The following is a 12198-nucleotide window of genomic DNA, read 5'->3' on the forward strand; positions in this document are numbered from 1 at the left end:
GTTATGCTCTAAGAGCTTTTCATTTTGTGTCACAACTAAATTCTAAAGCAAAAAGCCGGAGCAGCCAATACCTTTTGGTATGGTTGTTCCGGCTTTTTTTCGGCGCTGTTTTGCAACAGCCCCTTCCACAAAACGCGCCGGCAAGGAGGACATCAAGCGCATCCTCGCCATTTATTTCGAGCAGAATGTAACAACGGAAAAATTTGAGGACTACGACGGGGAGCGCTGGATCATTTCCGGTGAATAATTTTCTCGGTACTTTGTTGGCTTTGCCATATGGACTTGGGACCGTTATTTGTTTATTGTTGTATGTAAAAACGAGGAAGGTGAAGTACTTGGAATACGATGAAATTGTGGATATGGTTGTCACGGAGCTGACCGAACGGAGCTTCCAGCAGCAACGCGCAGAGGACGAACAGCTCGACAGGCTTGTAAAGCGTCGGGTCGAGCTCAGTGAACAGGTTGAGCAAATCACTGCCGGGCTGGATGCCGAAACGCGGACGTTTCTGACAGAGTACAGCGAGGTTGTAGGAAAAATCAGCGAACGTGATAGCAAAAACATTTATCTACAGGGTGCGAAAGACTGTGTGCGGCTGCTCAAAGCACTGGAGGTGATTTAAATAAGCCACGTATTTCGACAGCCCATCCTGAAAAGTCAGAATGATTTCCACATTATATAAAGAATATGATTGGGCTATATTTTTAGTCTAATTCGCCCTATAGTTGATGTATATCAGCGGACGATATCCTTGCAAACGTACTTCCTTTTTCCATTGATCTAACCGATTTCGTAGCATCAGCATATCAAGTTGATTAAGATCAGGTTTACCAGTCGCGTTCTCAATGTGTCCTTGACGTTCTAATATAAACCATAGAACGACCGTGTCAATTTGTGGCATGGCTGGAATCTGGTCATGTTTGTAGAGCTTGAGTGATGTAAGTGATTGGTCTACAGCATAACAAAGCTTAGCTGAGGTGTTTCCAATTTTCACGGCACACATCAATCCATTTTTATATAGATCCATTTCTTCAACGGTAGATCCTCCGACTCGGCTCCCATCACGGTCAAAATTTTGAAAACCATCATCTTGTGCACGGATAAGATTAAAAGCTCTTTCGGCGTAGTATTTTTTCTTTAAAGCTGTTTTTATCTCAACTTTCGTTTTTCCAGCATACTCAGATGCATCCTTTTCCTCAGCATATTTTGCATCAATAAAAGCATTATGTGCCTCAGTAGAGAAATCATACTCTGGGTGGTATTCTGCGGGAATCTCTGCGATCGAATCCCTCAAATAATTCAAATAATCATCGTTGTATTTATACCATAATCCCTTTGAAAGCAAGCATCTCTTCTCATCATCGGTATAATCAATAAGATCTTTTACCCGGCTCGTTGCGACAGGCTGTTCATTAAAAAGGCTAATTACAGAAATATCCAGTACTACACTTCCGTAATCCCAATTGTTTTCTCTACAAAACTCTTCGATCTCGCCACTTGACAACGAATATACTGTTTTCTCATTGCCTCGAAACTTTAGCAGAAATTCACTGTCATTATTATTGAATATTTCGGTTGCTCCAATAATATCAAGTTCCGAAATGTTTATCTGTGCTGGATTTTGACGAATACTATCAAGCAGTCGTTCGTCTAAATGTTGAATATAATCCACATCGCTGATTTTAGAAAACACCGGTATCTGATATTTATCCTCTTCAGTTTCAATTATGTTTTCAATACGCAAAATCAAAGAAATAATTTGTTCCAAGGATTCTTCAGCCGTGGAAAATTTGATAGAGCTTCCAATCTCAAGCGAAGGCTTGCACAGTGTAAACCCATCAGGTAAAGCTGCTTTAGCTTTTAATTTTGCAAAGGACTCTCCGCTATCAAACTCCAGTTCGCTGTAGTTAATATACGTATTAACTGTTTTATTTCGGTGAGAGTTTGGTGTAGTAAGCGTTGTTGTCTTAATCTCTTTATAAGGAATTTTTCGAGCAAAACGAAATCCAAAATTCCTGTCACAGAATTTATCTACCAAGAAAAAAGCATGTCCAAATGTAACTGCGTAGGTGGTGTCATCTTCTTTTTCGATAACAACAACTGCCTTAGGAGAAGGTGTGACATCTTCGGTAGGAAGATGGAACTCTTCAAGAACCCAATTCCAGTTAAGATATTTGTTGTCCTGTGGACGGGAAGTATACAGTGTAAAGCTGAAGTTCTCTACTTCGCCTTCACGGATATTACGCTCAATTTCGATTGTATTCCGATTCCACATTTTCTGAGCTAATTCTTGGAACAGGAGTTGTTGCTTTTCACTATCGATTTTATAAAGGTTAATGCTTCCCATTTATTCTTCTCACCCTTTCTTATTTCACCAGTAAGTTCTTCTCTCGATTTTTCATTGAGACTTACGACGGATTTATACTTAATAATCGAAGCATTATGTAAATCAGTTATATCTGTGAGAATGTTGAAATGTGTCAAAATCAGTAGAATTTTTACGAACACTCGATACTGTAAATAGCTTTCATAATGCAAGAATAGTCCCGACAACTTATAATTCCACAAATACAACTATACCATATTGTACCACACAAATAAATAGCTCTGCTTTAAGCCGTCACCAAAAAAGTGACGGCTTTATTTGTACAACAAGCAAACAGAAAGGAATGATGCTCCATGGCAAGACAGACGAAAACCAACGTGCCTCCGCAGGAAGACGCCCGTATTCAGGAATTTCTCGATATGATCGCACCCTCCATCATCAAGTTCAGCACGGATTATTTCATCTGCGGCAACACCTTCCGCTGTGTGTGGGCCCTGCGGGAATACCCAACCTCCATGGAAGAACAGGCAATCCTGCGTTATCTTGGAGAAAAAGACGGCGTGACGCTGCACATCTATACCCGTCATGTAACCCCGATTGAAGAAAAGAAAATCATCAGCAACGCGGCCAACAAAAACAGGATGCAGCGCAGCAGCACTCAGGATCTCCAGCAGACGGTTACCGCCGAAAGCAACCTGCAGGATGTCGCGACCATCGTGGCGCAGATGCACCGGAGCAAGGAACCGCTGGTTCACACGGCGGTATACATTGAGCTGTCTGCCCACGACCTCGACCAACTCAAGCTCCTACAGACGGAGGTGTTGACCGAGTTGGTGCGCTCCAAACTCAACGTGGACCGGCTCCTGCTCCGCCAGCAGCAGGGTTTCCTGTCGGTGATGCCCTCCGGATGGAATGTGTTTGGGGATCAGTTCGAACGGGTGCTGCCAGCCAGCTCCGCTGCCAACCTGTACCCGTTCAACTATTCTGGCAAGACCGACCCGAAGGGCTTCTGCTTGGGCCGGGACAAGTTCGGCAGCAATATTCTGGTTGATTTCAACCGACGCTCCGACGACAAGACCAATGCCAACATCCTCATTCTCGGCAACTCCGGCCAGGGCAAAAGCTATCTGCTGAAGCTGATCCTGTGCAGCCTGCGGGAATCCGGCATGCACATTCTGGCGTTAGATCCCGAAATGGAGTACGAGGATCTGACCCTAAACCTCGGCGGTTGCTTCATCGATCTGATGGGCGGCGAATTCATCATCAACGTGCTGGAGCCGAAAAGCTGGGACGAGCAGACGGAGCCTGTGCTCAACCCCCATACGAAAACACCGGCGGATCAGAACACCGACGACGGCGGGTTTGTGCCGGAAGCCTTTCGAAAAAGCAGCAAGCTCAGCCAGCATATCAGCTTTCTCAAGGATTTTTTCCGTTCCTACAAGGATTTCACCGACCGGGAAATCGACACCATCGAGATCATGCTGGGCAAGCTCTACGACAAATGGGGCATCACCGACCACAGCAACTTCGACCGCCTGAAGCCGGAGGATTATCCCATCCTGTCCGACCTGTACGATCTCATCGAAACGGAATATAAGAATTTCGACGAGAGCCGACGCCAGCTTTATACGGCGGACTCCCTGCGGGAAATCTGCCTTGGACTCCACTCCATGTGCAAGGGAGCGGAGTCCAAATTTTTTAACGGGCACACGAATATCACCAGCAGCGAGTTTGTGACCTTCGGCGTGAAGGGCGTGCTCAACGCCAGCAAGAACCTGCGCAACGCCCTGCTGTTCAACGTTCTGTCCTACATGAGTAACGAGCTTCTGACGGTCGGCAATACGGCGGCCAGTATCGACGAGCTGTACCTCTTTCTCACAAACCTGACCGCCATCGAATATATCCGCAACTGCATGAAGCGCGTCCGCAAAAAAGAGAGCGCCATCATCCTCGCGTCGCAGAACCTGGAGGATTTTAACGTGGAGCACGTCCGCGAATTGACGAAGCCGCTGTTTTCCATTCCGACGCACCAGTTCCTGTTCAACGCCGGTTCCATAGACGCGCGGTTCTACATGGATACGCTCCAGCTGGAGAAATCCGAATACGAGCTGATCCGTTATCCCCAGCGCGGCGTATGTTTGTATAAATGCGGCAACGAGCGATACAACCTCATGGTCCAGGCACCGGAATATAAGGCGGCGCTGTTCGGAAAGGCGGGCGGCAGATAAATTGAAAATTGCCCTTGACTCTCCCATGATGGTATACTCTATACTGTAAATGAGCTCAAAAAAGCGCACGCGTGTGAGGTGTCGACCATGCTGAAAATAGGTGATTTTTCAAAACTCTCAAGGATCAGTATCCGGATGCTGCGGCATTATGACGAGATCGGCCTGCTGGTACCCAAAAGCACCGATCCATTTACCGGTTACCGCTATTACGGCGAGGATCAGCTTCCGGTAGCCGGGCAGATCAATTCTCTCAAGGATATGGGCTTTGGCCTGTCCGCTATCGGGGAAATTCTGAAAATCTACGACGATCCGCAAAAGCTGGCGGAGTTTTTATCCGTAAAGCAAGCCGAAGTGAAAGCGGAGGCCGAGGAAACCGAGCACCGTCTGCTACTCCTTGAAACAGCCATCAAGAGGCTGAGAAAGGATGGAACCGCGATGAGTTACAACGTAACTTTAAAAACGCTGCCGGAACGCTATGTTGCCAGCGTCCGGCAGATCATTCCCGCATATGCCTATGAGGGTAAAGGCCGGTTTGTTGTTACGAAGACAGGGGCCTACCCGATGCGCACCCGGCTGAAGCTGTTCCTCGAATGGGGCATCACCTTCGGCAAACCGTATGAGATCGCGGAGCAATCCGCCCGAAAGGTGGAGTACGCAAACCGGCACTCACTTGAGGAAGAAATCATCCGGCGTAACGCCGCGTGTGAAGCCGATCCGGAGGAAAAGGCGGAACCTGATTCTTCCGCTTCCGCTGGTATCCAGCATACCCCCGCACTGGAGCATAAGGCGCCGGAACAGCAAAAGTCCTCAATACGGATATAGCGGGAGGCGATTCAATGAGCTATTTTTCCTCGCTTTATTCCTCGGAGCTGCCCCACCGGGCAAGGGCGGTGTACATGTATCTGCGTGACCGGGCTGACCGGGACGGCAAGTGTTATCCGGCGATTGGTACCATCGCAAAAGAGCTTAAGCTGTCCCGCAGCACCGTCAAGCGGGCAATTGCCGACCTTGAAAAAAGCGGTTACCTGCGCAGGAAGCAGCGCTGGCGGGAAAACGGCGGCAAAAGCAGCAACATGTTTTATCTGACGAAGGCCGATTCCAGTTAGCGCCGAAAAACGGGCGTTCCTCCAAGGGGGCGGTCTGTCCTTGCGCTGGACTGTGATACGGTTCATGGTGAACCGTCAGTGAAGGTCCCACTCTAACAGAAAGTTAACGTCAGAGAAAAACAATCTTCTCTACGGGAAAGGGCCATCTCCACGTAAGAAGATGACCCTTTGCTTATTTTGTGTCCAGCAATGCCTTGACGGTTGCCGTGACTACCTGAAGATCCCGTTCGTCACACAGCTGAATCATGTGAATAATGTGTTCCTTTTTCTTGTCTGCGTGTTGAATTTCCGGATAAAAAATGGTATCCGCGGATATTTTCAGGGCGCGAATGAGCTTAAACAGTACTCTTACTCTTGGTAGTTTACTCTCGTTTTCAATCGCCATGATATACCGCGTCGTGATCCCGGTTTGTTCGGCAAGGGCGTCTTGTGTTAAACCAGCGGCCAGCCGCGCGTCTTTGATCGTCTGGCCGAAATTATTCAGCTGTTCCTCCACTGTCAGTTCACCTCCAAGGAAATTTTAACGTGGAGAGAGAAAAATGAAAACGTACTGACAATGACGGTTAATACGAATTTATTATCTAAAGCATTTGCTTTCCTTTACTTTCCCGCACATACTGAGTGAGAGGTTATTTATTACCACCTGACTGTAGATGAGCGATAGAGGGGTACGGGTGTCATGCGATATTCCATTGATTCATTCCGAACGAGATAATATTTTTTTGTAGCTTCACTTCGGTGTGGTTCAGTTCCACATTCATCTCCGCTAACGTTCTAACAAGGATTGCAACTTGTAGTTGACAAAGTGCGAAACGATGCACGAGTTTCATAAAAAAGCATTGAGATAAACACGCAATAGACGAAAAACATGAAACCGCTGCCCTGCTTTGCAGGGCAGCGGTTTCATGTCGTTCTATGAGTGACTTCATCTTAGTAGGCAGAATAACATTTCTCTACACTTGATATAAAAATTTTAATGCGCTAAAGTGGAGTTTACAAAACAAGACATCAAAAGCGAGGATTAAAATTCCTTGATGCTGTATGATTATCGCAGGAAGGTGAAGAAATGGAATGGCTGAAGAATCTGAGCAAAGCCATTGAATACATTGAAAAGAACCTAGCCGGTGAGATTTCTTATGAAGAAGCTGCTAAAATCGCATGTTGTTCCACCTGCTATTTTCAGCGGATGTTTTCCTACGTGGCTGGTATTCCATTATCTGAATATATCCGGCGGCGGAGAATGACGCAGGCGGCATTTGAGTTGCAAACAACAGATAGCAAAGTCCTTGATGTGGCACTCAAATACGGCTATACTTCCCCGACATCCTTCAACCGGGCATTTCAAAGCGTGCATGGAATTTCCCCAATCTCTGCAAAAGCGCAGGGAAGCGTATTGAATGCATACCCGCCTATTCGGTTTTCAATCAAAATTACGGGAGGTAATGTTATGCCCTATCGGGTCGAAGAAAAAGAAGCCATGCGCATTGTAGGTATCCGTATTCCTCTGACATTGGATATGGAAGAAAACAAAAAAAACGTCCCGCCTTTCTGGGAAAAGACATTAAAAAGCAGCAAGTTTCCTGAAATCTGCCATCTGTCAAACCAGTCGCCAAAAGGTGTGCTGGGAATTACCGCATGTCAAAGTCCCGATGAAATTTATTATTACATAGCGGCGTCAACCGATAAGCCTGTGCCAAAAGATATGTGTGAGTATGAAATTCCGGCGGCGACATGGGTGATCTTTGAGAGTGACGGGTATTTCAAAGAATCCATTCAAAGCATATTCAGACGCTTTCTTACAGAGTGGCTTCCATTCTCAGGCTATACTTACGCAGAACTGCCGGATATTGAAGTTTATCCAATCAGCGAGGAGAGGCCTCGGGCGGGACACTCCGAAGTTTGGATTGCGGTAAAAAAAGAAAAGGAGAATTAAACCAATGGATTACCAAATTGAAATCAGAAATATTGAACCGGTTCGTGTTGCGTTCATGCACTACAAAGGAATTGCGACCGAAGCAAATAAGTTTTTTCCTAATGTTTTTAAGTCGATTCAGGGAAAGTCAAACGGTGCACCGTTTTTCTGCTATTATGTGATGAACCCGGAAACGAAAATGGGCGAAATGGATTTATGCGTACCAACCGAAGAAAATCCCATTGATAATGGGATTGAAGTAAAGGAAGTACCTTCTGTCAAGGCTGTATGTGCAACGCATACCGGCCCCTATGAAACCTTACATTATGCTTATGAAGCGATCAGCCGATATGCTGCAGAGAATAAGCTGCAATTACAGCCGCCGTTCCGTGAGGTTTATGTCAAAGGCCCCGGAATGTTTTTGAAAGGGAACCCGAATAAGTACATTACAGAAATTCAATTCCCAATCAGGGAGGATTAAAATGATTGCTATCAGAGTTAAAGATCTTGTGAAAAAATATAAGAATGGAGTACAGGCATTGGACGGTCTTACTCTGACGGTAAATGAAGGCGAAATTTTCTCTCTACTGGGGCCAAACGGTGCCGGAAAATCGACCCTCATTAACGTGTTGACCACTTTTCTGCGCCCTACATCCGGCAGCGTGATTCTATTCGGAAAAGACGCCGCCCATGAAGCGGCTGCAATTCGCACACAGATTTCCTGTGTAGCACAGCGGACTTCCATTGATTCACACTTGTCTCTTACGGAAAACATGATGTTTCAAAGCAGGCTTTATCGGGTGCCGAAGCCGGAAGCGCAAAACCGCATGAAATCGTTAATTTCCTGCTTCGGTTTGGAACGATATTTGAAATATCCGGTTTCGTCTTATTCCGGCGGGGTTAAACGGCGGCTTGATATTGCGCTTAATATGATGTCAAAGCCAAAAGTCCTGTTTTTGGACGAGCCAACTGTCGGTATGGATATCCAATCCCGTATGGCAATGTGGGATATGGTAAAGAAAATCAGAAACGATTTTGGCACTACGATTTTTTTAACAACCCACTATCTGGAAGAAGCCGACCAGCTAAGCGATACCATCTGTATCATGAAAAACGGAAAAGAGGTACTTCAGGGTTCCCCGAATGCTCTCCGGGAATACTTGCGTCAGGATATGCTGAAAATCAACTTTCCATCGAAAGAAGAAGCCAGAAACAGTTTTGAACCGTTAAAAAGCGTTATTGAATTGAAAGAATCGGACTTGCGCCATGATAAAATTATCACCAGCCTGAAAAACGGCCATGTCGATTTGGAAAAAGCAAACCGGTGGCTGTTAGAACATGATATTCCTTTTCTGGGTATTGAAATTATGCAGCCCACTCTGGAAGACGTTTTTATCAGGCTAACCGGTGAAGATGCAAAGGAGGCCAGTTGATGGGCGTTTTAACTTTACTTCAACGCGACATAAAGTGGCGTTTTCACAACGCTTTTACGATCGTGATTACCATTTTACAGCCTATGCTTTGGCTGGTTTTATACAGCGCCGTCGCCGGTCAAGCGATGCAGGGCATTGGAATCCAAAACTATACGGCTTTTATTCTCGCCGGGCTGATTGTATTGGTGAGCTTCGGAACTTGCAGCAGCAGCGGCATTATGAATTACCTTATGAAAGCGGACGGCAGCTTTTACCGGATACTGATTGCTCCGGTTCAAAGAAGTTCGATTGTTCTCGGTCAGGTATTGGAAGCGGTATTATGTAACTTTATTGAAGTCGCCATTATGTGCGTTGTCAGCCTGTTTTTCTCGGTAAAAATCGCTTCTGGATTTTTAGGGCTGCTTGTAATCATTTTGCTTGTATTCATGACGTCTTTCTTTATGGCAGGGTTAACTTATGCAATCAGTCTTTGCCTCCCCAATGAAGTTCTTTACGAAACCGTGATGAACGCGATTGTCCTGCCGATCTTTTTCCTCAGTACAGCATTGTTTCCGGAAGATAAATTATCCGGGGGACTTAAAATTGCTGTCAATCTGAACCCGTTTACTCATGTAATCAATGTTTTACGGAATTTGATCTTGCAGGGAAACATTGTCGCCCACGATGTAATCTTGATCATCCTTTTACTTGCTGTTATGTGCTTAATCAGCTTTTCGTGGGCATTGCATCGACTAAAAAAGGAAACAAGCTTATAAACCGCTGTATTTTCTGATAAGGTAGCTAACCTTAAGTTAGTTAAGGGCAAACTTTTCGAAAGGTAAGGACGCAAAGCCAAGGATCTAAAGTGCAATTGCATTATGATACCATGGCTACCATGAGGTGTGTATTAGATCTGACCTTTTATGCGGCAGGTTTTTGTATTCACAAATGAACAAATAAAACTATTTTCTTTATGGAATCTTTAAAATTTCCTTTTATAGTGAAATCAGAACGATGAAAGGAAGATACTTATGGATTCCTATATTTTACAAACGAAAGACCTATGCCGAGACTTCAAGCGGCAACATGCCGTCAGTAATATCTCGCTTTCCATCACAAGAAATTCTGTCTACGGCTTGCTCGGACCCAACGGAGCGGGAAAATCAACGACCCTGAAAATGATCACTGGAATGCTGCGCCCGACCTCCGGTGAGATCATTTTTGAAGGCCGTCCATGGAGCCGCAAGGACTTGGAAAATATCGGCGCGCTGATAGAATCGCCGCCGCTGTATGAAAACCTCACCGCCAAAGAGAACTTGAAAGTCCGCACCTTGCTGTTGGGGTTGCCGGATTCCCGTATTCAAGAGGTCTTGGAAACTGTCAGCCTGACCGACACCGGAAACAAGCGCGCGGGACAGTTTTCGATGGGAATGAAACAGCGTCTTGGCATTGCAATCGCCTTGTTGAATCATCCAAAACTGCTGATTCTGGATGAACCGACCAACGGGCTCGATCCAATCGGCATTCAGGACCTGCGTGAGCTAATCCGGTCTTTTCCCGAGCAGAGTATGACAGTTATCCTGTCAAGCCATATCCTGTCCGAGGTGGAGCTGATTGCGGACCATATCGGCATTATCGCAGGCGGGGTGCTGGGGTATGAAGGCAAGATCAACCCCGGTGAAAATCTGGAGTCGCTGTTTATGGAAGTCGTAAAGAACAGCAAAAAAGCGGGTGCGTGACATGGTCCAATATTTTGCGGCGGAAAACCTGAAACTGAAGCGCACCTTTACGCGGAAACTCGTCTTGCTAGCTCCGCTTGCCACACTGCTCCTGACATGGGCTTTAGCGGCCATATGGTTCCAAGTGAACGCTTTTAACTGGTGGTACATCCTTTTGATGCCCGGATTCATCTCTTTGATTTGCGCTCTTTCCGATCAGAAAGAAACGAAGAAGCTGGGGTATCGCGGCGTTCTTTCGTTGCCGGTTTCACTGAAAAAGGTCTGGATTGCAAAAAACCTGACAATAATCTTTTACGCGGCGCTGTCAAACCTTGTTTTATTGATTGGAATTTTACTTGGAGGCTCCTCCGTTCCGAATCCGCTACCGTTCGGAGCCTCCTGTCGTGGGATGCTTCTCATTTTCATAACATCCTTATGGCAGATTCCGCTTTGCCTGTTTTTATCCAGAAAAATCGGCATGGTTGGAACAGTTATCATTCAGGTTGGCGTCGGTGACGTGCTTGGCATACTATTTGCAACGAAGTCAAATTGGTGGCTTTGTCCTTATAGCTGGACAGCACGAATGATAACGCCGGTACTCGGAATTCTTCCAAATGGAACCCTTGCACCGAGCGGCGACCCGCTGTTGAATCCGTCTGTTGTTCCCATAGGAATCGCGCTGTCTCTAGTGTTGTTTGCGCTGCTATTGCTTGCCACGACTGTATGGTTTCCGAGACAGGAGGCGAGATAAGTGCTGATCCGCTGTATTTGTTCAGATTTCTATAAAATGAAGCGCACTCCTATTCTATGGCTTCATGTTGCCGCACCCTTGATCGGAGCTTTCATGTTTTTAGGGTATTACTCCATCACAGTCAACAACCAACCTTTGGGCCGAATCAACGCTTTTCTGGAAGCACTGTGCATTGTTTTTCCCATACTGATCGGGCTGTTGTGCGGCATGACGGCCGCACAGGAAGAACAGGCCGGCAGCTATCAGGTTATGCTTGCCGGAACAAAATCCAGAACGACCGCATTTCTGAGTAAACTTTTTCTATTACTGATCCTGTCCGTTTTTTCCGTGGCGCTTGCCATAGGCGTTTTTGCGGCGGGGTATCATGCAGCGTCCGCACAGCTCTATCTTCATGCCGCATTCGCCGTTTGGGGCGGAACCGTGTTTTTATATGCCCTGCATCTATTTGTGAGTTTCCGCTTTGGCCGTGGGGCTTCCATCGGATTGGGCATATTCGGCGCGCTGATTACCGCCCTGATGCTAACCGGATTGGGTGATCAAATCTGGCACTGGATGCCGTGGGCATGGAGCGTGCGCATTTGTAACGACATGATATTCGCCCTGCAAACTCCCTCCGCAGCATCATTGGCCGCCGCAGATATTCAATCTGGCGTTTCCGTATGTGCGACAGCTACCGTTTTATCTATCGCCGCAAGCCTGCTGTGGTTTCGGCGCTGGAACGGTTCAAAGTCCAATGAATAGGAGAAA

At 46.3% G+C, this 12198-nt stretch carries 13 protein-coding genes and 1 riboswitch; of the genes, 11 read left to right on the plus strand and 2 right to left on the minus strand.

What is annotated here, in order from left to right; genetic code table 11:
* Positions 1-335: 335 nt before the first annotated feature.
* A complete protein-coding gene (locus tag ACLQ3M_RS11275) occupies positions 336-620 on the plus strand; it encodes a hypothetical protein (RefSeq protein WP_411677793.1) in 285 nt (94 codons plus the stop codon).
* Between the two features lie 87 nt (positions 621-707).
* On the opposite strand, the gene ACLQ3M_RS11280 is transcribed toward ACLQ3M_RS11275, so the two are convergent.
* Complete coding sequence (locus ACLQ3M_RS11280) at positions 708-2345, minus strand: DUF6119 family protein (RefSeq protein WP_411677794.1); 1638 nt, start codon at positions 2343-2345, stop codon at positions 708-710.
* Between the two features lie 332 nt (positions 2346-2677).
* On the opposite strand from ACLQ3M_RS11280, the gene ACLQ3M_RS11285 reads away from it, so the two are divergent.
* The 3 genes from ACLQ3M_RS11285 (at position 2678) to ACLQ3M_RS11295 (ending at position 5658) form a co-directional block, all read left to right on the plus strand.
* The gene (locus ACLQ3M_RS11285; RefSeq protein WP_411677795.1) at positions 2678-4552 is read left to right on the plus strand and encodes a VirB4 family type IV secretion system protein; all 1875 of its coding nucleotides are present in this window, start codon (positions 2678-2680) and stop codon (positions 4550-4552) included.
* Between the two features lie 87 nt (positions 4553-4639).
* Positions 4640-5374, plus strand: a complete 735-nt coding sequence (locus ACLQ3M_RS11290; protein ID WP_411677796.1) for a MerR family transcriptional regulator — start codon at positions 4640-4642, stop codon at positions 5372-5374.
* Positions 5375-5388: 14 nt separating this feature from the next.
* Positions 5389-5658: a helix-turn-helix domain-containing protein gene (locus ACLQ3M_RS11295; protein ID WP_411677797.1), complete on the plus strand. Its 270-nt coding sequence runs from the start codon at positions 5389-5391 to the stop codon at positions 5656-5658.
* A gap of 172 nt (positions 5659-5830) precedes the next feature.
* Here ACLQ3M_RS11295 and ACLQ3M_RS11300 read toward each other — a convergent pair whose 3' ends face one another.
* Entirely contained in the window at positions 5831-6154 is a 324-nt protein-coding gene (locus ACLQ3M_RS11300; RefSeq protein ID WP_411677798.1) for a helix-turn-helix domain-containing protein, read from the minus strand.
* A gap of 570 nt (positions 6155-6724) precedes the next feature.
* Between ACLQ3M_RS11300 and ACLQ3M_RS11305 the strand changes: the two genes are divergently transcribed.
* The 7 genes from ACLQ3M_RS11305 (at position 6725) to ACLQ3M_RS11335 (ending at position 12192) form a co-directional block, all read left to right on the plus strand.
* Positions 6725-7591, plus strand: coding sequence for an effector binding domain-containing protein (locus tag ACLQ3M_RS11305; RefSeq protein ID WP_411677799.1), 867 nt, complete (start codon positions 6725-6727; stop codon positions 7589-7591).
* Between the two features lie 4 nt (positions 7592-7595).
* Positions 7596-8051 (plus strand): GyrI-like domain-containing protein, encoded by a 456-nt coding sequence (locus tag ACLQ3M_RS11310; RefSeq protein ID WP_411677800.1) that lies wholly within the window; start codon positions 7596-7598, stop codon positions 8049-8051.
* 1 nt (position 8052) lies between these two features.
* The gene (locus ACLQ3M_RS11315) at positions 8053-9003 is read left to right on the plus strand and encodes an ATP-binding cassette domain-containing protein (protein WP_411677801.1); all 951 of its coding nucleotides are present in this window, start codon (positions 8053-8055) and stop codon (positions 9001-9003) included.
* Positions 9003-9758 (plus strand): ABC transporter permease, encoded by a 756-nt coding sequence (locus ACLQ3M_RS11320; protein ID WP_411677802.1) that lies wholly within the window; start codon positions 9003-9005, stop codon positions 9756-9758. The genes ACLQ3M_RS11315 and ACLQ3M_RS11320 overlap by 1 nt, the downstream gene beginning before the upstream one ends.
* Positions 9759-9793: 35 nt before the next feature.
* Positions 9794-9880: riboswitch (cyclic di-GMP riboswitch) on the plus strand.
* Between the two features lie 133 nt (positions 9881-10013).
* Positions 10014-10721 carry a lantibiotic protection ABC transporter ATP-binding protein gene (locus tag ACLQ3M_RS11325; protein WP_411677803.1) on the plus strand — a complete coding sequence of 236 codons (708 nt, stop codon included), beginning with the start codon at positions 10014-10016 and terminating at the stop codon, positions 10719-10721.
* Between the two features lies 1 nt (position 10722).
* Positions 10723-11451, plus strand: coding sequence for a lantibiotic immunity ABC transporter MutE/EpiE family permease subunit (locus ACLQ3M_RS11330; RefSeq protein ID WP_411677804.1), 729 nt, complete (start codon positions 10723-10725; stop codon positions 11449-11451).
* On the plus strand, positions 11452-12192 hold the full coding sequence (locus ACLQ3M_RS11335) for a lantibiotic immunity ABC transporter MutG family permease subunit (protein ID WP_411677805.1): 741 nt from the start codon (positions 11452-11454) through the stop codon (positions 12190-12192).
* The last annotated feature ends 6 nt before the right edge of the window (positions 12193-12198 follow it).

It is taken from the genome of Caproicibacter sp. (genome assembly GCF_046707225.1).
In the GTDB taxonomy this organism is placed as follows: domain Bacteria; phylum Bacillota; class Clostridia; order Oscillospirales; family Acutalibacteraceae; genus Caproicibacter.